General features: G+C 69.8%; 22 protein-coding genes. 5 read left to right on the top strand and 17 right to left on the bottom strand.

The features are described from left to right. Nucleotides 1–4: 4 nt before the first annotated feature. Nucleotides 5–955: a lysylphosphatidylglycerol synthase transmembrane domain-containing protein gene (locus tag V7026_RS00860; protein WP_334153357.1), complete on the bottom strand. Its 951-nt coding sequence runs from the start codon at nucleotides 953–955 to the stop codon at nucleotides 5–7. Nucleotides 956–1,005: 50 nt separating this feature from the next. Then, the gene (locus tag V7026_RS00865; RefSeq protein ID WP_334153358.1) at nucleotides 1,006–2,028 is read right to left on the bottom strand and encodes a glycosyltransferase family 2 protein; all 1,023 of its coding nucleotides are present in this window, start codon (nucleotides 2,026–2,028) and stop codon (nucleotides 1,006–1,008) included. Nucleotides 2,029–2,251: 223 nt separating this feature from the next. On the opposite strand from V7026_RS00865, the gene V7026_RS00870 reads away from it, so the two are divergent. Together V7026_RS00870 and V7026_RS00875 are read left to right on the top strand one after the other, a co-directional pair. Then, on the top strand, nucleotides 2,252–3,454 hold the full coding sequence (locus V7026_RS00870; RefSeq protein ID WP_334153379.1) for a nucleotide sugar dehydrogenase: 1,203 nt from the start codon (nucleotides 2,252–2,254) through the stop codon (nucleotides 3,452–3,454). Next, complete coding sequence (locus V7026_RS00875; RefSeq protein ID WP_334153359.1) at nucleotides 3,451–4,476, top strand: NAD-dependent epimerase/dehydratase family protein; 1,026 nt, start codon at nucleotides 3,451–3,453, stop codon at nucleotides 4,474–4,476. The genes V7026_RS00870 and V7026_RS00875 overlap by 4 nt, the downstream gene beginning before the upstream one ends. Before the next feature lie 86 nt (nucleotides 4,477–4,562). Here the strand turns inward: V7026_RS00875 and clpB are convergent, their stop codons facing one another. The 7 genes from clpB to V7026_RS00910 form a co-directional block, all read right to left on the bottom strand. Next, entirely contained in the window at nucleotides 4,563–7,166 is a 2,604-nt protein-coding gene (gene clpB, locus V7026_RS00880) for an ATP-dependent chaperone ClpB (protein WP_334153360.1), read from the bottom strand. Between the two features lie 114 nt (nucleotides 7,167–7,280). After that, a complete protein-coding gene (locus tag V7026_RS00885; protein ID WP_334153361.1) occupies nucleotides 7,281–7,763 on the bottom strand; it encodes a molybdenum cofactor biosynthesis protein MoaE in 483 nt (160 codons plus the stop codon). Between the two features lie 4 nt (nucleotides 7,764–7,767). Further along, nucleotides 7,768–8,019, bottom strand: coding sequence for a molybdopterin converting factor subunit 1 (moaD, locus tag V7026_RS00890; protein WP_334153362.1), 252 nt, complete (start codon nucleotides 8,017–8,019; stop codon nucleotides 7,768–7,770). 78 nt (nucleotides 8,020–8,097) lie between these two features. Then, on the bottom strand, nucleotides 8,098–9,432 hold the full coding sequence (locus V7026_RS00895; RefSeq protein ID WP_334153363.1) for a molybdopterin molybdotransferase MoeA: 1,335 nt from the start codon (nucleotides 9,430–9,432) through the stop codon (nucleotides 8,098–8,100). A gap of 11 nt (nucleotides 9,433–9,443) precedes the next feature. Then, nucleotides 9,444–10,874, bottom strand: a complete 1,431-nt coding sequence (gene thrC, locus V7026_RS00900) for a threonine synthase (RefSeq protein ID WP_334153364.1) — start codon at nucleotides 10,872–10,874, stop codon at nucleotides 9,444–9,446. Next, nucleotides 10,874–12,205, bottom strand: coding sequence for a homoserine dehydrogenase (locus V7026_RS00905; protein WP_334153365.1), 1,332 nt, complete (start codon nucleotides 12,203–12,205; stop codon nucleotides 10,874–10,876). Before V7026_RS00905 ends, thrC begins: the two co-directional genes overlap by 1 nt. A 44-nt stretch (nucleotides 12,206–12,249) precedes the next feature. Beyond that, nucleotides 12,250–13,485: a pyridoxal phosphate-dependent aminotransferase gene (locus tag V7026_RS00910; protein ID WP_334153366.1), complete on the bottom strand. Its 1,236-nt coding sequence runs from the start codon at nucleotides 13,483–13,485 to the stop codon at nucleotides 12,250–12,252. Between the two features lie 104 nt (nucleotides 13,486–13,589). Between V7026_RS00910 and V7026_RS00915 the strand changes: the two genes are divergently transcribed. The 3 genes from V7026_RS00915 to V7026_RS00925 all read left to right on the top strand — a co-directional run bounded on the left by V7026_RS00915 (nucleotide 13,590) and on the right by V7026_RS00925 (nucleotide 16,318). Then, entirely contained in the window at nucleotides 13,590–13,973 is a 384-nt protein-coding gene (locus V7026_RS00915) for an Mth938-like domain-containing protein (protein ID WP_334153367.1), read from the top strand. A gap of 89 nt (nucleotides 13,974–14,062) precedes the next feature. Next, the gene (locus V7026_RS00920) at nucleotides 14,063–14,539 is read left to right on the top strand and encodes a peroxiredoxin (RefSeq protein ID WP_334153368.1); all 477 of its coding nucleotides are present in this window, start codon (nucleotides 14,063–14,065) and stop codon (nucleotides 14,537–14,539) included. Nucleotides 14,540–14,620: 81 nt separating this feature from the next. Continuing rightward, nucleotides 14,621–16,318, top strand: coding sequence for a PhoH family protein (locus V7026_RS00925; RefSeq protein ID WP_334153369.1), 1,698 nt, complete (start codon nucleotides 14,621–14,623; stop codon nucleotides 16,316–16,318). Between the two features lie 253 nt (nucleotides 16,319–16,571). Here V7026_RS00925 and V7026_RS00930 read toward each other — a convergent pair whose 3' ends face one another. The 8 genes from V7026_RS00930 to V7026_RS00965 all read right to left on the bottom strand — a co-directional run. After that, nucleotides 16,572–19,649, bottom strand: coding sequence for an efflux RND transporter permease subunit (locus V7026_RS00930; protein WP_334153370.1), 3,078 nt, complete (start codon nucleotides 19,647–19,649; stop codon nucleotides 16,572–16,574). 21 nt (nucleotides 19,650–19,670) lie between these two features. Beyond that, entirely contained in the window at nucleotides 19,671–20,636 is a 966-nt protein-coding gene (locus V7026_RS00935; RefSeq protein ID WP_334153371.1) for an efflux RND transporter periplasmic adaptor subunit, read from the bottom strand. Between the two features lie 336 nt (nucleotides 20,637–20,972). Beyond that, nucleotides 20,973–21,410: a ribonuclease HI gene (gene rnhA, locus V7026_RS00940; protein WP_334153372.1), complete on the bottom strand. Its 438-nt coding sequence runs from the start codon at nucleotides 21,408–21,410 to the stop codon at nucleotides 20,973–20,975. Continuing rightward, nucleotides 21,407–22,228, bottom strand: coding sequence for a class I SAM-dependent methyltransferase (locus V7026_RS00945; protein WP_334153380.1), 822 nt, complete (start codon nucleotides 22,226–22,228; stop codon nucleotides 21,407–21,409). The genes rnhA and V7026_RS00945 overlap by 4 nt, the downstream gene beginning before the upstream one ends. Before the next feature lie 84 nt (nucleotides 22,229–22,312). Next, nucleotides 22,313–23,260, bottom strand: coding sequence for a hypothetical protein (locus V7026_RS00950; protein ID WP_334153373.1), 948 nt, complete (start codon nucleotides 23,258–23,260; stop codon nucleotides 22,313–22,315). 106 nt (nucleotides 23,261–23,366) lie between these two features. Continuing rightward, on the bottom strand, nucleotides 23,367–24,149 hold the full coding sequence (locus tag V7026_RS00955; RefSeq protein ID WP_334153374.1) for a hypothetical protein: 783 nt from the start codon (nucleotides 24,147–24,149) through the stop codon (nucleotides 23,367–23,369). Next, nucleotides 24,146–25,138: an MlaD family protein gene (locus tag V7026_RS00960; protein WP_334153375.1), complete on the bottom strand. Its 993-nt coding sequence runs from the start codon at nucleotides 25,136–25,138 to the stop codon at nucleotides 24,146–24,148. Before V7026_RS00960 ends, V7026_RS00955 begins: the two co-directional genes overlap by 4 nt. A 3-nt stretch (nucleotides 25,139–25,141) precedes the next feature. After that, nucleotides 25,142–25,867: MlaE family ABC transporter permease (locus V7026_RS00965; RefSeq protein ID WP_334153376.1), on the bottom strand; the 726-nt coding region annotated here is incomplete at its 5' end.

Consider the following 25,867-nt stretch of genomic DNA (forward strand, 5'->3'; position numbering starts at 1 on the left):
GGGGTCAATCCCCGCGGTGCGCGGGCGCCTGGCCCACCTGCGGCACCGGCCACAGCGCCAGGGCGGAATGGGCCAAGGGATACAGGCCGTACAGCACCGACACGGCCACGGCAGACGAGGCGTCGTACCCCAACGGGGCCAAGGCAGCGATGGCCGCCGCCTCCCGCGTGCCCCAGCCGCCAAATCCCACGGGCACCGTGGCCAACACAAAGATGGGGACGGCGGCCACGGCCAACGCCTCCCAGGGCAGCGGGGCGCCGATGGCTCGCGCGCCACAATACAGGGCCGTCACCGACGCGGTCTGCACGACCAACGATCCCGCCATCTGACGCGCACAGTGCCACCCTGGCTGGTGACTCGCCAGCCGGTGCCACCACCGCAACGCCGGCCGCCGCAGCAACGCCCAGCCCGCCAGCCACCGGGGTGTCACGCGCAGGGCGGCATACGGCAAAACCGCCATCCCGACCGCCGCGCCGACGGCCAGCAGGGCCAGCCACCCAGCCGACACCGCCCCCAGCCGTTGAACGACCGCCGGCCAGCCCGTCGCGGGCGCCCACCACAACCCCGCGCCCAGGGCCAGAGACCCCAGAATCACCAGCCCCCACAGGCCGCTCACACGGTCCAGCACCACGGACACGCCGGCCTCCAGCACGGGCATGCCGCGCCGGTGCAGGCCCCAGGCCCGCAGCATGTCGCCGCCCACCACCGCCCCTGGCAGCACGACATTGGCCGCCACCCCCCGAAAATACACCGGCACGATCCACGACAGCGGGGCCGGGTGCCCCAGCCATGCCGCCAGATCGCGCCAGCGCCAGGCCGACGCCACATTGCCCAACAGGCTGCTCAGCAAACCCGCGAGCACCCAGCCGGGATCCGCCTGGGCCAGAATCGACAGCACCCGATCGGGCTGCACCCAGGCCAGAATGGCCCCGAGCAGCGCGAGCGCGACCGCCACGCGCCACAACCGTCGCCAGCGCGGCGCCGGGTTGGCGGGCGCCACACCGGTCATGCGCGACGGCCGCCGGCGGCCGGCTCGGGCAGATCGCGCGTGTGGTACTGCGGCCGCCCGGAGCCCTCGTGATAGACGCGGATCAGCAACTCCCCAGTCAGGCCGGCGACGATCAGCTGCGCTCCCATGAGGACGGCCATCACCCCCACCATCAACAGCGGCCGCGCGCCGATATCCTCGCCGCTGAGCTTGACCGCAAACAGGTAGAGCAGAATCAGCAGCCCCGGAGTCAACAGCCACAACCCCAGCCCGCCAAACGCGTGCAGCGGCCGCTGCCGGTAGCGCAGAAAGAACACGATCAGCACCAGATCCAGAATGACGCGGAAGGTGCGGTCGATGCCGTACTTGGACTGACCGCGCGTGCGCGCATGGTGGCGCACCGGCATTTCTTCGATCCGGGCGCCCACCTCCCGGGCCAGGGACGGGATGAAGCGGTGCAACTCGCCATACAGGTGGATGCGCTCGATGATCTCGCGCCGGTAAGCCTTCAGCGCGCAGCCGTAGTCGTGCAGGCGCACGTCCGTCGCCCACGAGATCAGCCGGTTGGCCAGCACCGACGGCAGGCGCCGCGACAGCGCCTTGTCCTGGCGCTGATGGCGCCAGCCCGAGATCATGTCCACGGAGGGGTCGGTCTCGAGACGTTCGATCATCGCCGGAATGTCCAGCGGGTCGTTCTGCAGATCGCCATCCAGCGTCACGATGTAGCGCCCGCGCGCGCGCTCGAAACCGGCCTGCAGCGCGGTCGACTGGCCATAGTTGCGCGCCAGGGCCACGGGCCGCAGCCATGGGCGGTCGGCAGCCAGTTCGGCCAGGATCTGCGGGCTGCCGTCGCGCGAGCCATCGTCCACGCAAATCAGCTCGAAGGACCAGCGGGTGGCCTCCAGAGCCTCCCCCACCCGGGCCACCAGGTCATGCAGGTTCTCCCGCTCGTGGTAAACGGGGATCACCACGGAAATGTCGGGCGCGGCATCGCCGGGGTGAGGGGACGGGGGGATGCTGGGGCGGCTGTCGATCGGCATGCGGCGGCGCAATCGGGGTGAAACGGTGGAATCGACGCGACGGCGCGGTGCCCGGCACGTCGCCCTGTTCGCCGCATTGTAGTCACCGGTGTCTATACTGCACCCCGTTTGGCGCCCCATTCGATCCGGCACGGCCGACCGCGGCAGCCGTCCGCCGCTGGCACGGGCTCACCCTCTCCGCTTTCGTTCCATGTCCGCCTCCGCTCTCCCCTCCCCCGCCCCCGTGCGCATCACCGTCGCCGGCGCCGGCTACGTCGGCCTGGCCAACGCGCTGTTGCTGGCGCAGCACCACCCGGTGACGGTGCTGGACATCGACCCGCGGCGCGTGGCGGCGCTGCAGGCGCGCCGCCCCACCGTCCACGACGCGCTGGCGGAGCAATGGCTGCGCGAGCGCGCCGACCTGCAGCTGGCCGCCACCACCGACGCGGCGCAGGCGCTGGCCGGCGCCGACGTCGTCGTCATCGCCACCCCCACCGACTACGACCCCGTCACCAACGCGTTCGACACCTCCAGCGTCGAGGCGGTGGCGGCGCAGGCGCTGGCCGCCCACCCGGGCAGCACGCTCGTCATCAAGTCCACCGTGCCGGTGGGCTTCACCGCGCGGCTGCGCCAGCGCCACGGCACCGACCGCATCGTCTTCTCGCCCGAATTCCTGCGCGAGGGCCGCGCGCTGGAGGACAACCTCGCCCCCAGCCGCATCGTCGTCGGCGACCGCGGCCCGCGCGGGCAGCTCGTCGCCGAGCTGCTGCGCCAGGGCTGCCGCGCGCCCGAGCGCGTGCCGGTGCTGCTGACCGACCCGACCGAGGCCGAGGCGATCAAGCTGTTCGCCAACACGTATCTGGCCATGCGCGTGGCGTTCTTCAACGAGCTGGACACCTACGCCGCCACGCACGGGCTGGACACCCGCCAGATCATCGACGGCGTGTGCCTGGACCCGCGCATCGGCGCCGGCTACAACAACCCCAGCTTCGGCTACGGTGGCTACTGCCTGCCGAAGGACACCAAACAGCTGCTGGCCAACTACCGCGACGTGCCGCAGAACCTGATCGCCGCCATCGTCTCGGCCAACGCCACGCGCAAGGACTTCATCGCCGACGACGTGCTGCGCCGGCTGCAGACGCTGCCCACCCCCGGCGGGCGCGCCCCGGTGGTCGGCGTCTACCGCCTCGTCATGAAGCAGGGCTCGGACAACTTCCGCGCCTCGGCCATCCAGGGCGTCATGAAGCGCCTGAAAGCCAAGGGCGTGCCGGTGATCGTCTACGAGCCGGCCTACGACGGCGACGACTTCTTCCGCTCGCCGGTGCTGAAGGACCTGGCGGCCTTCAAGGCGCAGGCCGACCTGATCCTGGCCAACCGCCACTACCCGGACCTGGACGACGTCGCCGCCCGCGTCTACACGCGCGACCTGTTCGGGGGCGACGCATGAGGGTGTTCATCACCGGCACCGCCGGCTTCATAGGCTTTCACCTGGCGCGGCGGCTGCTGGAGGAAGGCCACGCCGTGCACGGCTTCGATGGCCTGACCGACTACTACGACGTGCGGCTCAAGCACCGCCGCCACGCGCTGCTGCGCGAACACCCCGGATTTGCCGCCACCGAGGCGATGCTGGAAGACCTGCCGGCGCTTGAGGCCGCCGCGCGCGCCGCGCAGCCCGACGTCATCGTCCACCTGGCCGCGCAGGCCGGCGTGCGCTACAGCCTGGAAAACCCGCGCGCTTATGTGGATGCCAACCTCATCGGCACCTTCCACGTGCTGGAGGTGGCTCGAGCACTCAAGCCGCGCCACCTGCTGATGGCCTCCACCAGCAGCGTCTATGGCGCCAACGACACCCTGCCGTTTGACGAGCAACAGAAGACCGACTGGCCGCTGACCTTGTATGCCGCCACCAAGAAGGCCAACGAGGCGATGAGCCACGCCTGGGCGCACATCCACGGCGTGCCGACGACGATGTTTCGCTTCTTCACCGTCTATGGCCCGTGGGGGCGGCCGGATATGGCGCTGTTCAAGTTCACCCGCGGGATTCTGGAGGGCACGCCGATCGACATCTACAACCACGGCGAGATGTGGCGCGACTTCACCTACGTGGACGACCTCGTGCACGCGATCCGGCTGCTGATCGATGCGGTGCCGCCGGTGCTGGATGCGCGCACGCCGCAGCACGGCTGGCAGCCGGTGGAGGGCGACACGCTCAGCCCCGCCGCGCCGTGGCGCGTCGTCAACATCGGCAACTCCGACAAGGTGCGGCTGCTGGACTTCGTCGAAGCGATCGAAGCCGAAGTGGGCCGCCCTGCGCAGCGCCGTTATCTGCCGATGCAGACCGGGGACGTGCCGGCCACCTGGGCCGATTGCACGCTGCTCAAGCGCCTGACCGGCTACGCGCCGCGCACGCCATTCCGCGAGGGCGTGGCGCGGTTCGTGCGGTGGTATCGGGAATACCACGGCCTCTGAGCCCCCGCAACGGCGCAAGCCCCCGCCGGCGAAGCGGCAGGGGCGAGGCCGAATCCGCAGGCGGGGCCAGGGGCCCCGCGCGGCTTTCAGTGCACCGTGTGCCCGAACAGGAACTGCCCCGGCGCACGCACCGGATCCACGTCCACCGGGATCTCGCTCTTGGGCGGGAAGCGCCCCTCGAGGATCAGCTTGGACAGCGGGTTCTCGATGCGCTGCTGGATCGCGCGCTTCAGCGGCCGCGCGCCGAACACCGGGTCGTAGCCGACCTTGGCCAGCTCCTCCAGCGCCGCGTCGGTGAACGTCAGCGTCAGGTCCAGCTTGGCCAGCCGCTCCTGCAGCGTGCGCAGCTGGATGCGGGCGATGTTCTTGATGTGCTCGCTGCCGAGCGGGTGGAACACCACCGTCTCGTCGATGCGGTTAAGGAACTCGGGGCGGAAGTGCGCCTTGAGCTCCTCCCACACCGCGTCCTTGATGTCCTCCATGTCGTGGCCCTGCTGCGCCAGCTGCTGGATGCGCTGCGAGCCAATGTTGGAGGTCATCACGATGACGGTGTTCTTGAAGTCCACCGTGCGGCCCTGGCCGTCAGTCAGCCGGCCGTCGTCGAGCACCTGCAGCAGCACGTTGAACACGTCCGGATGGGCCTTTTCGACCTCGTCGAGCAGCACGACGCTGTAGGGCTTGCGCCGCACCGCCTCGGTCAGGTAGCCTCCCTCCTCGTAGCCGACGTAGCCCGGCGGCGCGCCGATCAGGCGGCTGACGGAATGCTTCTCCATGAACTCGCTCATGTCGATGCGGATCATGTGCTGCTCGCTGTCGAACAGGAAGGCCGCCAGCGCCTTGCACAGCTCGGTCTTGCCAACCCCCGTCGGCCCAAGGAACAGGAAGCTGCCCAGCGGCCGGTTCGGGTCGCTCAAGCCCGCGCGGGCGCGGCGGATGGCGTTGGAGACGGCAGCGATCGCCTCGTCCTGGCCGACCACGCGCTCGTGCAGCCGCGCCTCCATCTGCAGCAGCTTGTCACGCTCGCCCTGCATCAGCTTGCTGACCGGAATGCCGGTGGCACGCGAGACCACCTCGGCGATTTCCTCGGCACCGACCTGCGTGCGCAGCAGTTTGAAGCCCTTGGCGCCGTCCTTGCCGGCCTCGCGCGCCTGCGCCTCCTGCAGCCGGCGCTCCAGCTCCGGCAGGCGGCCGTACTGCAGCTCGGCGACTTTGTTGAAGTCGCCCTTGCGCTTGAGCTCCTCGATCTGAAAGCGGATGCGGTCGATTTCCTCCTTGATCTGCGCCGAGCCCTGCACCTGCGCTTTCTCGGCCTTCCAGACCTCTTCCAGATCCGCGTACTCACGCTCCAGCCGCGCGATCTCCTCCTCGATCAGCTCCAGCCGTTTGCGCGAGGCCTCGTCGGTCTCCTTACGCACCGCCTCGCGCTCGATCTTAAGCTGGATCAGGCGCCGCTCCAGCCGGTCCATCGCCTCCGGCTTGGAGTCGATCTCCATCTTGATGCGCGCGGCGGCCTCGTCGATCAGGTCGATGGCCTTGTCCGGCAGGAAGCGGTCGGTGATGTAGCGGTGCGACAGCTCCGCCGCAGCGACGATGGCCGGGTCGGTGATCTCCACGCCGTGGTGCAGCTCGTATTTCTCTTGCAGGCCGCGCAGGATGGCGATAGTAGCCTCGACGCTGGGCTCATCGACAAGCACCTTCTGGAAGCGCCGCTCCAGCGCGGCGTCCTGCTCGATGTACTTGCGGTATTCGTCCAGCGTGGTGGCACCGATGCAGTGCAGCTCGCCACGCGCCAAGGCGGGCTTGAGCATGTTGCCGGCGTCCATCGCGCCCTCGGCCTTGCCGGCGCCAACCATGGTGTGGATCTCGTCGATGAAGAGGATGATGCGCCCTTCCTCGGCGGCGATCTCCTTCAGCACCGCCTTCAAGCGCTCCTCGAACTCGCCGCGGTACTTGGCCCCGGCCAGCAGCCCCGCCATGTCCAGCGCCAGCACGCGCTTGTTCTTCAGCGTCTCCGGCACCTCGCCGTTGACGATGCGCTGCGCCAGGCCCTCGACGATGGCGGTCTTGCCGACCCCCGGCTCGCCGATCAGGACGGGGTTGTTCTTGCTGCGCCGCTGCAGGATCTGGATGGTGCGGCGAATCTCGTCGTCGCGGCCGATCACGGGATCGAGCTTGCCCTGGCGGGCGCGCTCGGTCAGATCCAGCGTGTATTTCTTCAGCGCCTCGCGCTGGTTCTCGGCTTCGGGGCTGTTCACGGCTTGTCCTCCTCGCACGGCATCGATGGCGGCCTCCAGCGCCTTGCGGTTGAGGCCCGCGGCGCGCGCGGCGTCGGCCAGCATGATTTTGCTGTCGGCCAGCGCCAGCACAAACAGCTCGCTGGCGATGAACTGGTCGCCGCGCTTCAAGGCTTCCTTCTCGGCGGCCTGCAGCAGCGTGACCGTGTCACGGCCGACCTGCACCTGCTCCTGGCCCTGCACCTGCGGCAGGCGCTGCACGGCGTCGTCGGCGGCCTTCTTCAGCTGCGCGACGTTGACGCCGGCGCGCTGCAGCAGCGCCGGCGGGCCGTCCTGCTGCAGCAGCGCCGCCAGCACGTGCGCCGGCTCGATGTAGGCGTGGTCCTTGGCCAGCGCCATCGATTGCGCTTCGGCCAGGGCCTCCTGGAGCGAGGTGGTGAATTTGTCGGCTCGCATGCAATGGGCTCCGAAAGGGTTGACTGTCGACCCATGTGGGGCGACTGTGCGGTGCTTTCAAGCCCTGCGTGGTGGACGCAAGTCCAACGCCGGCGCGGGCAGCGACCGCGCGCCTCAGGCGTTCTTTGCCTCGATGCCCCAGCGCGCCAACGCCGCGTCGTCGCTGAGGCGCGCATCCACCCAGCGCGCGCCCTGGGGCGTGTGCTCCTTCTTCCAGAACGGCGCCTGGGTCTTGAGATAGTCCATCAGGAACTCGCACGCCTGAAACGCCTGGCCTCGGTGCGCCGAGGTCACCGCCACCAGCACGATCGGATCCTGCGGCTGCAGCACCCCGACGCGGTGGATGACGCGCACACCACGGATGTCGAAGCGCCGAGCCGCCTCGTCGATCATCGCCTCGATGGCGCGCTCGGTCATGCCGGGGTAGTGCTCCAGCTCGAGGGTGGCCACCGCCTCGCCGTCGTTGACGTCGCGCACGGTACCGAGGAACGCGCACACCGCGCCGACGCCGGCATCACCGGCGCGCAGCGCCGCCACCTCGGTGCCGAGGTCGAACGGCCCGGTCTGAATCGTCACGCTGCGCCGCTGGAGGGCCATGGCCTCACCCTCCGGTGACGGGGGGAAAAAACGCCACCTCGGCGCCGTGGTGCAGCGGCGCGGCCTCGTCGGCCATGACCTGATCGACCGACATGCGCAGCGCTCGCCCCCGCGCCAAGGCCTCCGCCCACCCCCCACCGCGGGCGATCAGCTCATCACGCAAGGCGCCCAAGGTCGCCGCGGACGTATCCACCTCGGTACTGGCAACGCCAATGGCCTCTCGAACGGCGGCAAAAAAACGGAGCTGGACTTTCATGTAACGCACGCTTGCGGTCAGGTCGAACGCGGCTACCATCATACCCGCGCCCTGCGCGCAGGCGACGGCATCGGCCCGTCAGTCCAGAAAGCCAGACAGCGGCAGGTAGCGCACGGTGTCGCCATGCGCGATCACGCTGCCGGCGGGGTTGTCCACCAGCCCATCGGCCCAGGCCACCGAGGTCAGTACCGACGAACTCTGGTTCGGGAACAGGTCCAGCCCGCCCACGCAATTGCGCCGCACTCGCAGGAATTCCCGGCGCTTATCGGCGCGCGGCAGATCGAAGTGCGCCACCATCGGCAGTGCGGGGGGCAGCGTCGGCGCGACCGTCGCCCCACCCAGGCGCAGCAAAAACGGCCGGGCCAACAGCACAAAGGTCACAAAGCTGGACACCGGGTTGCCCGGCAACCCCAGCACATGGCAGCGGCCTCGCCCGCCGGCGTGGGCGCGGTCGATCCACCCATGGGCAAACGGCTTGCCCGGCTTCATGGCAATCTGCCACAGGTCCAGCGCGCCCAGGGCCTGCACCACAGGCTTGACGTGGTCCTCCTCGCCCACCGACACCCCGCCGGTGGTGAGGATGACGTCGTGGTCGCGGGCGGCTTCGGTCAAGGCGGCTTGCGTCGCGGCCCGATCATCCGGGATGCGGCCCAGCACCGTCACCTCGCACCCCAAGCGCAGCAGCAGCGGCTCCAGAAAATAGCGGTTGGAGTTGTAAATCGCCCCCGGGGGCAGACGGTCGGCCGGCAGCTCGCCCGGCTGGATCAACTCATCCCCGGTGGAGGCCAGCGCCACCCGCACGCGGCGATGCACCCGCAGATTCGCGCTGCCGATGGAGGCCGCCAGGCCCAGATCGGCGGCCGACAGGCGTGTACCCGCCGCCAGCACCACCGCGCCCGCACGCACATCCTCGCCACGGCGGCGCACCCACTGACCCTCGGCCGGAACGGTGCCCAACCGCACCCAACCGTAGACGGCCTGGGCCTCCGCCGCATGCGCATCGGCCGGGGGCTGGGTAGGCGTCGCGTCCTCCTGCATCACCACGGCATCGGCCCCCGCCGGCATGGGTGCGCCGGTAAAGATGCGGGCCACCGTGCCCGGGGCCAGCTCGCAGCCAAAGTGCCCAGCCGGGATGCGCTGCGCCACCGGCAACGCCCGCCCCTCGGCCACGGCCCGGGCGATGTCCTCGCGTCGCACGGCATAGCCGTCCATCTGGCTGTTGTCAAACCCTGGCACATCCAGCGGCGATGCCAGATCGTGCGCCAGCACACGGCCGGCCGCCGCGGCGGTGGGGACCGTCTCCACCCCCGCCACAGGTTCGATGCTGGCCAGTAGGCGTTGCAGCGCGTCCTCCAGTCCCATCAGACCCGGACGGGCAGGCGCTGTGGCAGGCGATGCGGGGTTTGCAGCCATCCGCGCGCTCCTCAGTCACGGCCGGCGGCGACGATGCACGCCTTGACGCGCTCGACGTCTGCCGGCAACACCTGCACCCGCTTGGGCAATGCCTCGATGCCGGCAAACCGCGCCGGTCGCTCGGGCTCGCGCCCGATCGCCTCGACGATGGTGGCGGCAAACTTGATGGGCAGCGCCGTCTCCAGCACGATCATCGGCACGCCCGGCTGCAGGTGCTCGCGCGCCACCTTGACGCCGTCGGCGGTGTGCGGATCGATCAGCATGGCGTGGCGCTGCCAGACGTCGCGGATGGTGGCCAGCCGGTGGGCGTGCGTGCTGCGCCCGCTGGCAAAGCCGAACGCCTCGCGCGCGCGCGGGAAGGTCGGGTGCGCCGACAGGTCGAAGCGCCCGTGCCGCGCCAGCTCCTCGGCGAACAGCCGGCGCGTGGCCTCGGCGTCGCGCCCCAGCAGGTCGAAGACGAAGCGCTCGAAGTTGCTCGCCTTGCTGATGTCCATCGAGGGGCTGGAGGTCTCGTAGGTGTCGGCGCTGCCGCGCACGCGATAGACCCCGGTGCGGAAGAACTCGTCCAGCACGTCGTTCTCGTTGGTGGCCACCACCAGCCGCTCGATCGGCAGCCCCATCATGCGCGCGATGTGGCCGGCGCAGACGTTACCGAAGTTGCCGCTCGGCACGGTAAAACTCACGTGCTCGTCGTCGCGCTCGGTGGCCTGGATCCAGCCGGCGAAGTAGTACACCACCTGCGCCAGCAGCCGCGCCCAGTTGATCGAGTTGACGGTACCGATGCGGTAGCGGCGCTTGAACTCGAGGTCGGCGCTGACCGCCTTGACGATGTCCTGGCAGTCGTCGAACACGCCTTCGATGGCGAGATTGTGGATGTTGGGGTCCTGCAGGCTGTACATCTGCGCCTGCTGGAACGGGCTCATGCGGCCGTGGGGGCTCAGCATGAAGACGCGGATGCCGCGCTTGCCGCGCATCGCGTATTCGGCGGCGCTGCCGGTGTCGCCGCTGGTGGCACCCAGGATGTTGAGCGTTGCGCCGCGGCGCGCGAGTTCGTATTCGAACAGCTGGCCGAGCAGCTGCATCGCCATGTCCTTGAAGGCCAGCGTCGGGCCGTTGGACAGCGCCTCCAGCCACAGGCCGTTTTCCAGATGGCGCAGCGGCACGATCTCGCCGGTGCCGAACACCTCGGCGGTGTAGGTGCGCCGCAGCAGCGCACGCAGGTCGTCGGCCGGGATGTCGTCGATGTAGAGGCGCAGGATCTCGAACGCCAGCTCGGCGTAGCCCTGCTCGTGGTAGATGCGGCGCAGGCGCGCCAGATCCGCCGCCTCCAGACGGGGGTAGCGCTCGGGCAGGTACAGGCCGCCGTCCGGCGCCAAGCCCTCCAGCAGGATGTCGCTGAAGCGGCGGCGCTCGGGGTGGCCGCGCGTGGAGAGGTAGAGCATCAGGCCAGCTCCTCCTTGCGGATGCGCACGATCGGCGCCAGCACCGTCGCCAGCGCTTGCATCGCCGCCAGCGCTGCGTTCATCGTGCCTTCGGCGGTCTCGTGCGTCAGGATGATCAGGTCGGTCTGCGTGCTGCCCTCGCCGCCGACCTCGTCGGCCTCGCGCTGCAGCACGGCGTCGATGCTGATGCCGGCGCGCGCCAAAATGCCTGTCACCTCGGCCAGCACCCCCGGCTGGTCCGCTACCCGCAGGCGCAGGTAGTAGCCCGTCACCACGCGCTCCATCGGCGCGACGGCCAGATCGCTCATCGCATGCGGCTGGAACGCCAGGTGCGGCACGCGGTGCTGCGGGTCGGCGGTGTGCAGGCGCGTCACGTCCACCAGGTCGGCGATCACGGCGCTGGCGGTCGGCTCGCTGCCGGCGCCCTTGCCATAGTAGAGCGTGGTGCCGACCGCATCGCCCTGCACGACGACCGCGTTCATCGCGCCTTCGACGTTGGCGATCAGGCGCTTGGCCGGCACCAGCGTCGGGTGCACGCGCAGCTCCACGCCGCCGTCCACCCGCTTGGTGATGCCCAACAGCTTGATGCGGTAGCCCAGTTGCTCGGCGTAGCGGATGTCGGCGGCCTGCAGCTTTGTGATGCCCTCGACGTAGGCCTTGTCGAACTGCACCGGGATGCCAAACGCCAGCGCGCTCATCAGCGTGGCCTTGTGCGCGGCGTCGATGCCCTCGATGTCGAAGGTAGGGTCGGCCTCGGCGTAGCCCAGGCGCTGCGCCTCCTTCAGCACGACGTCGAAGTCCAGCCCCTTGTCGCGCATCTCCGACAGGATGAAGTTGGTGGTGCCGTTGATGATCCCGGCCACCCACTGGATGCGGTTAGCCGTCAGGCCCTCGCGCAGCGCCTTGATGATCGGGACACCCCCGGCCACCGCGGCCTCGAACGCCACCATCACGCCTTTGGCCTGCGCGGCGGCGAAGATCTCGGTGCCGTGCACCGCCAGCAGCGCCTTGTTGGCGGTGACGACGTGCTTGCCGGCGGCGATCGCCTCCATCACCAGCTGGCGCGCGATGCCGTAGCCGCCGATCAGCTCGACGACGATGTCGATCGCGGGGTTGGCGATCACCGCGCGCGCGTCCGCCACCACCTGCGCCGCATCGCCGACGATGGCGCGCGCGCGCTCGGTGTCCAGGTCGGCCACCATCGTGATCGCGATGCCGCGGCCGGCGCGGCGGCGGATCTCCTCCTGGTTGCGCAGCAGCACGCGGAAGACGCCGCTGCCGACGGTGCCGATGCCCAGCAGGCCGACTTGGATGGGGGGAAGGCTGCTCATGGTCGCGGTTGCCAAAGTCATGAAAATCCGGGGGTTGCCAAAAATCACTCGGTGCCACAGCGCCGCCGCAGGTGGCCCAGGAAGCGCGCGATGCGCCCGATCGCCTCGGCCAGATCATCCTCGTGCGGCAGGAATACCAGCCGGAAGTGGTCCGGCGTCGGGTAGTTGAAGCCGGTGCCCTGCACGATCAGCACCTTCTCCTCGGCCAACAGGTCATAGGCGAACTGCTGGTCGTCCTCGATCGGGTAGACCTTCGGGTCCAGGCGCGGGAACATGTACAGCGCGGCCTTGGGCTTGACGCAGCTCACGCCCGGGATCTCGGTCAGCAGCCGGTGCGCCAGGTCGCGCTGGCGGCACAGCCGTCCGCCTGGCGCCACCAGGTCGTTGATGCTCTGGTAGCCGCCCAGCGCCGTCTGGATCGCCAGCTGCCCGGGCGTGTTGGCGCACAGCCGCATCGAGGCCAGCATGTTCAGCCCCTCGATGTAGTCCTTGGCGCGGCGCTTGTCGCCGGAGACGATCATCCACCCGGCGCGGTAGCCGCACGAGCGGTAGTTCTTGCTCAGGCCGTTGAAGGTGACGAACAGGATGTCGTCGGCCAGCGACGCAATCGAGGTGTGCACGTGGCCGTCGTAGAGCACCTTGTCGTAGATCTCGTCGGCAAAGATGATCAGCCCGTGCTTGCGCGCCAGCTCGACGATGGCCTGCAGCACCTCCACCGGGTACAGCGCGCCGGTGGGGTTGTTGGGGTTGATGACGACGAGCCCCTTAGTGCGCGGCGTGATCTTGCGCGCCATGTCGTCCAGGTCCGGAATCCAGCCGCTTGCTTCGTCGCACAGGTAGTGCACCGGTGTGCCACCCGACAACGACACCGAGGCCGTCCACAGCGGGTAGTCCGGCGCCGGCACCAGGACCTCGTCGCCGGCGTTGAGCAGGGCGTTCATGCTCATCGTGATGAGTTCGCTGGCGCCATTGCCAAGGTAGACGTCGTCCACCGTCACGCCGGCGATGCGCTTTTCCTGCGTGTAGTGCACGATCGCCTTGCGCGGCGCGAACAGCCCCTTGCTGTCGGTGTAGCCCGCCGCCTGCGGCAGGTTGCGGATCATGTCCTGCACTATCTCGTCGGGCGGCTCCAGCCCGAACACCGCCAGGTTGCCGATGTTGAGCTTGATGATCTTGTGCCCGTCCTCCTCCATCTGGCGGGCCTTCTCGAGCACAGGACCGCGGATGTCGTAGCAGACGTTGGCCAGTTTGGCGGACTTGTGGATGACGGTGGAGGACATGGCGCGTGGGTCGAGGTCAGGGCAGCGCAAGCACCGCTCCGACAGGGGTGGAGCCTATAATTTCACCACAGTTTGCCGGCGATTTCCGGTCGGCCACGCCCGCCATGAAGTTTCAGCCCGACCGCATCGACACCCTGTCCATACAGACCCACGGCCCCGGCTGGGTGATGGTCGGCGGCCAGCGGTACGACAGCAGCATCGTCGTCAGCGCCAGCGGCCGACTGCAGGCGTGGGACTGCAGCCGCCACGCGGAACTGACGGCCCAGCACTTCGACCAGTTGGCCGACGATGCACCGGAGGTCGTCCTCTTTGGCAGCGGGCAGCGGCTGCGGTTCGTGCCGCCGTCCCTGCTGCGGGGCCTGATCGAACGCGGCATCGGCGTGGAGACCATGGACACCATGGCCGCGGCCCGCACCTACAACATTCTGGCCGGCGAAGGCCGGCGGGTGGTCGCCGCGCTGTTGATCGAGACCACCGACGCCGCCTGAGGCCCTGCGCAAATGCGCTAAAATATCAAGATTTTCGGCGGTTCTTCCCGGACCAATTCGACCATCCAAACACGCAGGGGATTTGCTCCATGGCCGTCGTCGTCAACAAACCGATTCCCGAGTTCGAAGCCCAAGCGACCGGCGGCATCAAAGTCACCCACCACTCCCACCTCGGCCAAACGCTGATCCTGTACTTCTACCCCAAGGACCACACGCCCGGCTGCACGACCGAGGCCATGCAGTTCCGGGACCAGTACCAGGAGTTCATTGGCGCGGGCGCGCAGGTGTTTGGCGTCTCGCGCGACAACCTCAAGTCGCACGAGGACTTCAAGGCCAAGCTGGAGCTACCGTTTGAACTGATCGCCGACACCGAAGAAAAGATGTGCCACATGTTCGGCGTCGTTAAGAACAAGATCATGTACGGCAAAAAGGTCAAGGGCATCGAGCGCAGCACCTTTCTGATCAGCCCCGAGGGCATTCTGCTGCAGGAGTGGCGCGGCATCAAAGTGCCGGGCCACGTGGATGAAGTCCTCAAGGCCGTGAAGATGCTCAAGAAAGTGGCTTGAAGCCCACACGCCGAGCGCCCTGCCCACCCCACCGACCAGCCGCCCCATGGGCGGCTGCGGTTTTTCTGGCATGATGATCTCATGCCACTGCCTCCGCCCCCCAGCCGCAAGGCCGATCGCGTCAATCTCAAAAAATCCCCCCGCAGCACCTCGGCCCAACCGACCGAGCCCACGACGGACATCGTCGCGCCAGCCGTCGCGCCCGCCCCTGCGCCCGCGGCCTCCAGCGCTGCCGTTCCTGCCGCTACTTCCCCATCGCGCAGCCGACGCACCGGGCAGCGCAAAGGCGCGCCCCCCGCCCCCGTGACCGAGGTGTCTGCGGTCAGCGCGCCGACCCCGCTCACCGCAGCAACTAAGCCCACGCCACGGCGCCGGTCCGCGCACACAGGCCAAAAACGCCTGTTCGTGCTCGACACCAACGTGCTGATGCACGACCCCAGTTGCCTGTTCCGCTTCGAGGAGCACGACATCTTCCTGCCGATGATCGTGCTGGAAGAGCTGGACAACAACAAAAAGGGCATGAGCGAGGTCGCGCGCAACGCGCGCCAAGCCAGCCGTACCCTCGACGCGCTGGCCGCCTGCGCCAACGGGGACATCCGCCAAGGACTCCCGCTCGCCGCCCTGGGCAACGGCGAAGCCACCGGAACCCTGTTCTTCCAGACCGAGCTGCTGCCACACGCGCTGCCCGACGACCTACCGCAGGGCAAGGCCGACAACCAAATCCTGTCGGTGGTGCAGGCCCTCAAAGCCCGCCACCCGGACCGCGACGTCGTGTTGGTGTCCAAAGACATCAACATGCGCATCAAGGCACGCGCGCTGGGCCTGGCCGCCGAGGACTACGAAAACGACAAAACCCTTGACGACGCCGACATGCTCTACACGGGGGCGCTGGCGCTACCCTCGGACTTCTGGACGCGCCAGAACAAAACCGTGGAGAGCTGGCAACAGGGCGGCCACACGTTTTACCGCATCGGCGGTGCCATCGTCGAGCAGCTGCTGCTCAACCAGGTCGTCTATTACGAGGCACCGGGCGAGCCGCCGCTGTACGCCCGGGTGGTGGAGCTGCGCGGCAAGACCGCCGTGCTGCGCACGCTGAAGGACTACACACACCTGAAGAACGCCGTCTGGGGCGTGGCGGCGCGCAACCGCGAGCAAAATTTCGCGCTCAACCTGCTGATGGACCCGGACATCGACTTCGTCACACTGGCCGGCACCGCCGGCACCGGCAAGACGCTGATGGCGCTGGCCGCGGGGTTGACGCAGGTGCTGGACGAGCGCCGCTACAGCGAGATCATCATGACGCGCGCCACCGTCAGCGTCGGCGAGGACATCGGCTTTCTGCCCGGCACCGAGGAAGAGAAGATGGGCCCGTGGATGGGCGCGCTGGATGACAACCTGGAGTTCCTAGCCCAAGGCGCGCGCAACAGCGCCGGTGAGTGGGGGCGCGCCGCCACCAACGACCTGATCCGTAGCCGCGTCAAGATCAAGAGCATGAACTTCATGCGCGGCCGCACCTTCCTCAACAAATACGTCATCATCGACGAGGCCCAGAACCTCACACCCAAGCAGATGAAGACGCTGATCACCCGGGCCGGCCCCGGCACCAAGCTGGTCTGCATGGGCAACCTGGCGCAGATCGACACCCCGTACCTGACCGAGGGCTCCTCCGGCCTGACCTACGTGGTGGACCGCTTCAAGGGCTGGCCGCACGGCGGCCACGTCACCCTGGCGCGCGGCGAGCGGTCACGGCTGGCGGATTTTGCAAGCGAGGTGTTGTGAGCGGGGTTGACCGGCACCCGCCAATCCCTGGGCAACGTCATCCGGTGCTACCCTCGGTTGGACAGCGACGACATCGACCTTCTGCCGCCTGGCCGGCCGGCACGCTGTCCAATCCTTCCTGACGCTGGGTGAGCCGCGCACCGGCATCGACGGTCTGCCGCACCGCGAAAGCACCCATCGGCTCACCGACCGGACTGACCGAACGCTGGTTTGTGATGCCCCCGGGATTACACTTCCCCGACCGCAGGGGAAATCAGGCGACGCCAACACGCCCCTCCACCGCCGTCCGATCCGGCCCCGGCACGCGGCGGCGTGCCAGCATCAAGTACATCGTCGGCACGACGAAAATGGTCAGCAGCGTGCCCACGCTCATCCCGCCGACGATGACCCAGCCGATCTGCTGGCGGCTTTCCGCCCCGGCGCCGGTGGCCAGAGCCAGGGGGATCGCGCCCAGCACCATCGCGCCGGTGGTCATCAGGATCGGGCGCAGCCGCAGCTCGGCGGCGCGGCGCACGGCGGCCAGCGTCTGCAGCCCCTGCTGGCGCAGCTGGTTGGCAAATTCCACGATCAGGATGCCGTGCTTGGTGATCAGGCCCACCAGCGTGACGAGACCGATCTGGCTGAAGACGTTGAGCGTGCCGCCGGTCCACTTCAGCGCCGCCAGCGCCCCCAGCATCGACAGCGGCACCGACAGCATGATGATGAACGGGTCGACAAAGCTTTCGAACTGCGCGGCCAGCACCAGGTAGATGAACAGCAGCGCCAGCACGAACACCAGCGCCAGCGCGCCGGAGGCGGCGCGGAACTCGCGGCTCTGGCCGTTGAGGTCCGTGGTGTAGCCCTCTGGCAGCACCTCGCGCGCGATCTGGTCCATCGTTGCCAGCGCCTCGCCGAGCGCGAAGTCCGGTGCCAGGTTGGCGGTGAGGGAGGCGCTGCGCCGCTGCGCGAAGTGGTTCAGCTCGCGCGGCGCCACCACCTCCTGCACCTTGACCAGGGCCGACAGCGGCATCATCGCGTCGTTGCGCCCGCGCACGTAAAGGCGCTCGATGTCCTGCGGCACGCTGCGGTCGCTGGCCGCGGTCTGCACGATGACATCGTACTGCTCGCCCTCGCGCTTGTAGCGGCCGACGACGCGGCCGCCCAGCATCGTCTCCACCGTGCGCGCCACCGCGTCGACGCTGACGCCCAGCGCCGCGGCGCGCTCGCGGTCCACCTCCAGCCGCAGCTCGGGCTTGTTCATCCGCAGGTCGGTGTCCACCTGCAGAAAGCCCGGATACTGCGCCATGCGGCGCTGGAACTCGCCAACCACGCGCGCCAGGTTGGCGTAACTGTCGTTGGTGGTGATGACGTAGTTGAGCGGCCGCTCGCGAAAACCCTGACCCAGCGACGGCGGCGTGATCGGAAACGCCGTCACGCCCGGCAGGCCGGCGACTTTCGGCGCAATCTCGCGCGCCAGCTCCAGCGTCGAGCGCTGGCGCTCCTCCCACGGCTTGGCGCGGAAAAAGACGGTCGCCTGCGACACGGTGGGGTTGCCGACCAGCGCGAAGATGCGGTCGAACTCCTCGTACTGCGCGCCGATGCGCTCGATGGCGGCGGCGTAGCGCGAGGTGTAGGCCGCGGTGGCACCATCCGGCGCGTTGACGATGTTGTGGATGACGCCGCGGTCCTCCAGCGGTGCGAGCTCCTGCTTGGTGGTGCGCAGCATCCACCCGCTCGCCGCCGCGCTGGCCAGCATAAGCAGCACCACGGCCCAGCGCCAGCGCCAGCGCAGCGCCACCGCCAGCGCCGCGCCGTAGCCGCGCGTCAGCGCCTGCAGCGCGCGCTCCATCGTGCGGTCGAACCAGCCCGGCTGCGCCTGGTGGCGCAGCAGCTTGGCGCACATCATCGGCGAGAGCGTCAGCGCCACGAACCCCGACACCAGCACGGCCCCGGCCAGCGCCAGCGCGAACTCCGCGAACAGCCGCCCGGTACGCCCCGGCGTGAAGGCCAGCGGAGCGTACACCGCCGCCAGCGTCAGCGTCATCGCCACCACCGCAAACGCGATCTCGCGCGCGCCCTGGATCGCCGCAGCCAGCGGCGTCATGCCCTCCTCGATGTGGCGGTGGATGTTTTCCAGCACGACGATGGCGTCGTCCACCACCAGCCCGATGGCCAGCACCAGCGCCAGCAGCGTCAGCGTGTTGATGGTGAAGCCAAACAGCGCCATCAGCGCGAACGCCCCGATGAGGCTGACCGGGATCGTCACCAGCGGGATGATGGAAGCGCGCGCGCTGCGCAAAAACAGCACGATGACCAGCGTTACCAGCACCACCGCCTCCAGGATCGTGGCGTAGACGGCCTTGATCGAGCGGTCGATGAAAACCGAGTTGTCGTTGGCCACCTGCGCATCGATGCCGGGGGGCAGGTCGGCGCGCACCTTGTCCAGCAGAGCGCGCACCGCCGCGGACATCTCCAGCGGGTTGGCCGTGGCCTGGCGAATCACGCCCAGCGACACGGTGTCGCGGCCATTCAAGCGCACGGAGGAGCGCTCGTCGGCCGCGCCCTGCTCCACGCGCGCGACGTCGCCGACGCGGATCGGCAGGCCGCCGACCTGACGGATGACGACGGCGCGGAACTGCTCCGGCGTCTGCAGGTCGGTGGCGGCGGTGACGTTGAATTCGCGCAGGCGGCTCTCGACGCGGCCGGCCGGCACCTCCAGGTTGGCGCGACGCAGCGCGTCCTCCAGGTCCTGCACCGTCAGGCCGTGGGCCGCCAGGCGATCCGGGTCCGGCCACAGCCGCATCGAAAAGCGCCGCTCGCCGAAGATGCGCACCTCGGCCACGCCGGTGGCGGTCTGCAGCACCGGCTTGGCGATGCGGTTGGCCAGATCCGTCAGCTCCAGCGGGCTGTAGCGATCGGACGACAGCGCGATCCAGATGACCGGAAAGGCATCCGCCTCCACCTTGGCCACCACCGGCTCGTCGACCGTCTGCGGCAAGCGGCCGCGCACGCGCGCGACCTTGTCGCGCACCTCGGCCGCAGCGGCGTCGGGGTCGCGCTCCAGCCGGAAGCGCACCGTGATCTGGCTCTGCTCCGGCCGGCTGATCGAGGTGATGACGTCCACCCCCTCGATGCCGGCCAGCGAGTCTTCCAGCGGCTTGGTGACGGTCGATTCGATCACCTCGCTGGAGGCACCGGCCAGCCGCGTGGTGACGGTGACGACCGACTCGTCGATCTTGGGGTACTCGCGCACCGGCAACTGCTGGAACGAGACCCAGCCGACCAGCACGATCAGCAGCGACAGCACGGTGGCGAACACCGGTCGGCGAATGGCGATTTCGGGCAACTGCATGGGGCCGATCCTCGCGCCGCGTCAGGAGCGGGGCCGGTTCGGGTCAATGATGCGCACCGGCGTGCCATCGCGCTGCAGGCGCTGCTGGCCGGCAACGACGATCGTCTCACCCGCCTGCAGGCCCTGAGTAACCTGCACCTTGCCGTCACGGCGCAGTCCCAGCCGCACGGCGACGCGCTCGACCTCCGGCGGAGCTTCCCCTGCCGCCGGGCGCAGCCGCCAGACGAAGAACTGCTGCCCCTGCGGCACGATGGCCTCCTCCGGCACCAGCAGCGCCGCGTCGTCGCGGCCCAGCTCCAGCGCCACGCGCACGAACATGCCGGGCTGCAGGCCGTGGCGGCCACCGTCCAGCGCCGCGCGCACCACCAGCGCCCGCCCGTCGGCGTCCAGCGCCGGGTCGATGGCCACGATGCGCGCCGGCACGCTCTGTCCCGGGCGCGCGTCCACCTGCAGCCGCAGCGGCTGGCCGCCGCGCACGCGCGGCTGCAGCCGCTCGGGCAGGCGAAAGTCCACCACCAGTTGCGACAAATCCTCCAGATGCACGAGCTCCGCGCCGTCCTTCACGTATTCACCGACGTGCACGGCGCGGATGCCGGCCACGCCGTCGAACGGCGCCACGATGCGCATGCGCGCCAGCCGCGCCTGCGCCAGATCGACCTGCGCTTGCGCCACCTGCACGGCGGCGCGGCTTTCGTCCAGCACGCGCTGCGCGACGAAGCCCTGTGCCACCAGCTCCTCGTGACGGCGCAGGTTGGCCTGCTGCACAGCCAGCTGCGCCTGCGCCTGGGCGAGCTCCGCGCGTGGCAGCGCGTCGTCGAGCTGCACCAGCAGTTGCCCGTTCCGCACCGGGGCACCATCGGTAAAACCAATGGCGACGATGCGCCCGGCCACCTCAGGCCGCACCACGACGCGCTGGCGCGCCATCAACGTGCCCACGGCCTGCGCTTCCTCGACGATCGGGCCGGTCTCGACCGGCGCCACTTCCACCGCCGGCGGGCCACCGCGGCCGGGGCCGCCCGCTCCCGCCGCGCCGGGACCTCCCGGGCGCCCGCTAGGTGCCCCGCCCGCCGGTACCGCCCCTGGACCGGCCGGCGCACCAGTGGCGGCCACGGCGGTAGCAGACCCTGGGCCAGCGCCCGCCGGCGCCGGCCGCTGCCACCACCAGGCACCCGCGGCCAAGGCGATCAATGCGGCCACCGCCAGCCATGCCACCGGTCTGTTGCCTAAAGCCATGCCATGTCCCCGTCGTGGTCGTCGATGGACATGCACTGTAGCGGAAGCGCGTTTCCGCCGTGTAAACGCGGGCGACGGCCCCGCCGCGAATCAGCGCCCGGGCACGCCGCGGTTGGCCAACGCGTCGGCGCGCTCGTTGCCAGGGTCGCCGCTGTGGCCCCGCACCCAGTGCCAGTGGATCTCGTGGCCGCGCCCGTGCACCAGTTCATCCAGCCGGTGCCACAGGTCGTCGTTCTTGACCGGTTTACGCTCGGCGGTCTTCCAGCCGCGCGCCTTCCAGGCGGGCAACCATTCGGTGATGCCCTTGCGCACATACTCGCTGTCGAGGTACAGGTGCACGCGGCACGGGCGCTTGAGCGCCGCCAGCGCCTCGATCACCGCGGTCAGCTCCATGCGGTTGTTGGTGGTCTGCGGCTCGCCGCCCCAGAGTTCTTTTTCGGCCTGGCCGGCGCGCAGCAGCGCGCCCCAGCCACCGGGCCCGGGGTTGCCCTTGCAGGCCCCGTCGGTGTAGATGGTGACGTCGGTCATGGTCGGGAGGGATCACCGTCGCGGCGCGCCACGACGGCCGGGGCGGCGGCGGCACGCGTCGGCCGCCAAGCCGGCCCGAGCAGATGCATGCCGCGCACGCGCTTGACGGCAACGATGAAATACACGGCGCCCAGCGGCGCCCAAGCCCACGGGCCCCAACGGTCCATCCAAGCCCAGCGCTGCAGCCAGCGTTCGCTGCGCACCGCGGGGCGGTAGCAACCGTAGGCGAGCTGCTCGACCTCCAGGCTCAGCAGCCGCAGCCAGTCCTGCAGCCGCCACGACCCGATGAAGGCGCCGGCCTCTGGCAGGTACAGCCGCGCCAGCCGCGTTCGCCCTAGGCCGATGCGCGCCATCCAGTGCGCGCGGTGTTGGCGCAGCCCCCACCAACTGGCGGGGTTGAGGCCGGTGATGACCACCCGTCCGTTGGGCACGAGCACACGCTCCACCTCCCGCAAGACGGCATGCGGATCGGCGCTCAGCTCCAGCGTGTGGGGCAGCAGCACCAAATCCAGGCTGGCGGCAGGAAACGGCAGCGCCGCCGCATGGCTCACAAGGTCCACCCGCCGCCCTAGAGGGGTGAGCGCGAGGGGAAATGCGGCGTTGGACGTGTCCGGTGAATCAGGCGCATGAGGCGAGCCTGGCACCTCGGGCAGGGCCAGCCAGCGGTGCGGCATGCGGTTGCCCGCCAGGGCATCGAGTTGGGGCAGGCCCAACTGCAGGGCGTGGTAGCCAAAAGCGTCGGCGACGGCTTCGGCAAACCGCGTCCGCTCCCAGTCCAGCAAATACCGGCCCGGCGGAGTCTGGAACCACGCGGCCAGCTCCCACCCCAGGGTGGACGGGGCCCGTGCTCGGGCGTCGGTGGGGGGGGCGCCGTGCAGCGGTCCGCTCACGATCGGGGACGATCAGTCGGGGGCCACATCCACCGCGGCGGGTGCGTGAGCCTCGCCCAGGACGGTGGCGCGCACCATTTCGCGCATCAGACGCTTCTCCGGGAAGCTCAGGTTGCGGCCCAGCTCGCGCCGGATCTGCATCAGGATACGCCGGTCGGTTTCCGGCGGCACGCCGTGCTGGCTGCGCATGGCGTCGGCCAAATCCAGGCGGTCGTCTTCCGGCTCGTCGGTCCACCAGTCCTGGATGATGCGTCCGACCTGCGCGCGCCATTGCTCGTCGGGTTCGGCCTGGGCATCAGGGGGCGGCGCACCAGCGCCGTCCGGCTCGCCACCCTCGGCTTGACCAGCGCGCTGGGCATAGTAACCTGCGCCCGGTGTGGTCAGCGAATCCCACGCCCCCACCGGCACGGCCACGCGCCGGTCGGCCTGCATCAGCAGGCGGGCCCAGCTCGGGTCGTCGGCGGCCAGCCGGCCAAAGTCGTGCACCGCGTCGTCGGCCACCAACACCACGCGCGCACCGCGTGCCTGGGCCTCGTCGATGTAGGGGATCAGCCGCTCGTCGTCGCTGGCCACGAGCAGCCAGGCCGCCCCGTGGCGGGCCAGTTGGACCAAATCCTGGCCCAGGGCGCGGAACAGGCTCAGGCCACCATCCGTGGCATGCGGCGGCACCAGGCGCAGCACCACATCGTCGTACAAATCGGTGGGCGCAGCATCGGTGTAGAGCACCGTGCGCAGCAGCGGGGACTCGGCCCCGGCCAACCGCGCCAGATGGGCCAGTACCGCCGACAGCGGGGCGCGCTGGATGGCCGTGCGCGGATTGCCCGTGACTTGCGAGGCCAGCCACGCCAGATAACGTTCGTCGACCAGCGCGACGACGGACCCACCCCCCGGTTGGGGCTGTGCGCCCGCACTGCTATGGCGGCCAGGGGAACGTTTGTTGAGGTGAAATTTGGTTTTCATACGCAGGGATACTCCGGCTAAAGGCCGGGGGCGGCCAGGGCTGCCCCAAAAATCGATGCGGTAATGACGTGTCCGTAGCCGCATTGTGCCGCAAGCGCGCGGGCCGTCACGGCGCGCCCGCGGAAGCTGGCCCCATCACCCAGTCCAGCCGGCGCCGGGCGCGCGTGGCGGCATCGGTGTCACCGGCGGCCTCGGCCAGTCGCGCCTGCACGCCCAGCCACACCGCGAGTGGCCGCCGCCACCCCTGCTGCGACGCGGTGTCGACCATCAGCGACACGCCCGCAGCATCCAGACGGCCCACCTGCCAGACCACCCCACCGGCCACCAACCGCGCCAGGGGATCCTCGATGGCCGCGAGCAGCCGCGCCAGTTCGGCTGGGGTGGCACCGGCTTCCAGAGCGCGGGCCACGGCTTGATGCGGGCCGGGCAGGTCGCTGGGCGTCGGACGGGCGGGGGATGCGGCCCCCTCGCCCGCCTGCGCGAGCCCCAGGTAGGCGGCATACGCCCGTTCTTGGGGGCCGGCATCGGCCAGATAGCGCTGGGCGGCCGCGCAGGCGTCGCGCGTCAAGGCAGCCTGCTCCACGGCGCAGCGCGCCAGCGCGACACGCGCCAGTACGTCGGCCCGACCGGCGCTGGCCGCGGCCTCGTGCGCCGTGCGCCACTGCTGTTGGGCCGCACGGGTACGGCCGGTGAGCGTGGAGGCCACCGCCTGCTCGACGGCGCGGCTGGCCTCGATGCGCCAGACCGGCATGGCTGGCGCAGCGCATCCGGCCAGGGCCGCCGCCACGGCGGCCAAGGCCACCATCGCGGCCATCCGGAACGCTGCGGACACCCCCGCAAACGACCGCTCGGCCCCGCTCCCCCAGAAGGACCACCCGCGCCAGCTCATGGCAGCTTCACCTCGGTGTCGCGGCTGAAGGGCCAACGGCGCTGGATGTCGAGGAGCATGCCGTCGACGCGGCGCAGCGTCGCTTCCACCTCGACGCGCAGGGCGTCGAGGTCCTGCGTCGCGGTCCGGGTGTTGACCGCAATGCCATGCACCTCCGCCAGTACGCCGTCCACCCGCTGCAGGGTCGCGCGCAGGCCAACGAGCAGGTCACGGGCCTCGCGTGCGCCGGCCTGCACATCGTCAGCCAGCCCTTGCGCGCCGAACACGCGCTGGTCGGCGCGCTGGACCAGCGCATCGGCGCGGTCGGCCACGCCCTGCAGGCGCTGCAGCAGGCGGCGCGCATCGTCCAGCGCGACCGTGATGCGCGCCCGGTCGGCGTCGTTGCCCATGAGCGCACCGAGCACGCCGTCGCGCCCGTTCGCCTTTTGCAGGAGCTGGCGCACCTCGCGCAGGCTGGCGTTGAGCGGAGCGTCGGGGTCGATCATGGACTTGAGCTGCTCCAACAGCTCGCGCGCGGCATTGACCATGCGCGGCAGGTCCGCCAGCGCGTCGCCGCGCAGCACCTGGCGCTGGGCACCGTCGGGCAGCAGCGGCCCGTCCAGCACACCGGTGTAGGCGCGCAGGCGGGTGCCACCGACCAAGCCCCGCTCCATGGTAAAGACGCTGCTTTCGCGCAGCCAGTGGGCATCGCGCCGCGCCACATCCACCAGGATACGGGCGTAGCCGTCCCCGCCCAGCTCGATGCGCCGCACACGCCCGATGGGAAAACCGGAAAACGTCAAATCCATGCCGACGCTCACCCCCTCGGCGTCATCGGCCACCAACACCAGGGTCTGCGTGGACTCGAACACCCCACGGGCGTACAGCAGATAGGCGGCCGAAGCGACCAGCAGCCCGGCCAGCAGCACCAACAGCCAGCGGGCGCGGCGCTCTATACCGGACGCACTCGCCTCGGCAGCCTTGGGGGGAAGATCGGACGCGTTGCGCATGCCTCAATAGTAGTTGCCGATGAGGGCCGCGAGTTCCACGAGCAGCAGCACCGCCGCGGTGCGCACCAGGGCCCGGACCTCGCCCTGCGGCGCCGGCTCGAAGGCGGCGGCCATCGGCATGAGGGAGACGGCCAGCGCACACCCCAGGGTCTTGAGGGCAAAGATCAATGTGACCGCCGGGTCGAATATCTGCCCCACGGCACGCGTATAGTTCCCCAGCGCCCAAGGGGTGAAGCCGTACAGATTAAGATACGCGAGAACCAGCGCCAGCACACAGCTCAGCACCACCAGCAACAGGGTCGCAAACACCCCGGCCAACACGCGGGGCAGCGCCAATTCGCGCATGGGGTCGCCTCCCGCCCGGCGGACGTCGTCAAAAGTGCCCTCGTCGCGCAGCCGCTGCAGGGCCAGGCCGTGCCCCAGGGTGACCCGCAGCAGCACGAAGAACGCCGCGGTCAGCGGGATCAGCTCCAGCACCAGCACGCGCACCACCATCTCGACCGCATACTGGGTGAGCCCATAGCCGATGGCGGTGACGACGACGATGCGAATCAGCACCTGCCCGAACAAAGCGGACAGCACCGCGTACCACCAAACCGTCGGGACGGCGGCGGCCACGAGTTGCTCGGCCAGCGCCTGCCAGCGCGCGCCGCGGTAGCTGGAGCGCATACAGGCCCATGCCAACACCCGCCCCGTCAGCCGCAACATCGCCCCCCAGTGCCCCCAGTG

The organism is Tepidimonas sp. (assembly GCF_036825565.1).
Lineage (GTDB): Bacteria > Pseudomonadota > Gammaproteobacteria > Burkholderiales > Burkholderiaceae_C > Tepidimonas.

Excerpts from the sequence above, each read along its gene's own strand:
- V7026_RS00885 (WP_334153361.1), bottom strand. The coding sequence starts at position 7,763 with ATGGCCCTCCAGCGGCGCAGCGTGACGATTCAGACCGGGCCGTTCGAC.
- V7026_RS00920 (WP_334153368.1), top strand. The coding sequence starts at position 14,063 with ATGGCCGTCGTCGTCAACAAACCGATTCCCGAGTTCGAAGCCCAAGCG.
- moaD (WP_334153362.1), bottom strand. The coding sequence starts at position 8,019 with ATGAAAGTCCAGCTCCGTTTTTTTGCCGCCGTTCGAGAGGCCATTGGC.
- V7026_RS00915 (WP_334153367.1), top strand. The coding sequence starts at position 13,590 with ATGAAGTTTCAGCCCGACCGCATCGACACCCTGTCCATACAGACCCAC.
- V7026_RS00910 (WP_334153366.1), bottom strand. The coding sequence starts at position 13,485 with ATGTCCTCCACCGTCATCCACAAGTCCGCCAAACTGGCCAACGTCTGC.
- V7026_RS00925 (WP_334153369.1), top strand. The coding sequence starts at position 14,621 with ATGCCACTGCCTCCGCCCCCCAGCCGCAAGGCCGATCGCGTCAATCTC.
- V7026_RS00960 (WP_334153375.1), bottom strand. The coding sequence starts at position 25,138 with ATGCGCAACGCGTCCGATCTTCCCCCCAAGGCTGCCGAGGCGAGTGCG.
- V7026_RS00875 (WP_334153359.1), top strand. The coding sequence starts at position 3,451 with ATGAGGGTGTTCATCACCGGCACCGCCGGCTTCATAGGCTTTCACCTG.
- V7026_RS00955 (WP_334153374.1), bottom strand. The coding sequence starts at position 24,149 with ATGAGCTGGCGCGGGTGGTCCTTCTGGGGGAGCGGGGCCGAGCGGTCG.
- V7026_RS00950 (WP_334153373.1), bottom strand. The coding sequence starts at position 23,260 with ATGAAAACCAAATTTCACCTCAACAAACGTTCCCCTGGCCGCCATAGC.
- V7026_RS00930 (WP_334153370.1), bottom strand. The coding sequence starts at position 19,649 with ATGCAGTTGCCCGAAATCGCCATTCGCCGACCGGTGTTCGCCACCGTG.
- V7026_RS00905 (WP_334153365.1), bottom strand. The coding sequence starts at position 12,205 with ATGAGCAGCCTTCCCCCCATCCAAGTCGGCCTGCTGGGCATCGGCACC.
- clpB (WP_334153360.1), bottom strand. The coding sequence starts at position 7,166 with ATGCGAGCCGACAAATTCACCACCTCGCTCCAGGAGGCCCTGGCCGAA.
- rnhA (WP_334153372.1), bottom strand. The coding sequence starts at position 21,410 with ATGACCGACGTCACCATCTACACCGACGGGGCCTGCAAGGGCAACCCC.
- V7026_RS00865 (WP_334153358.1), bottom strand. The coding sequence starts at position 2,028 with ATGCCGATCGACAGCCGCCCCAGCATCCCCCCGTCCCCTCACCCCGGC.
- V7026_RS00895 (WP_334153363.1), bottom strand. The coding sequence starts at position 9,432 with ATGGCTGCAAACCCCGCATCGCCTGCCACAGCGCCTGCCCGTCCGGGT.
- thrC (WP_334153364.1), bottom strand. The coding sequence starts at position 10,874 with ATGCTCTACCTCTCCACGCGCGGCCACCCCGAGCGCCGCCGCTTCAGC.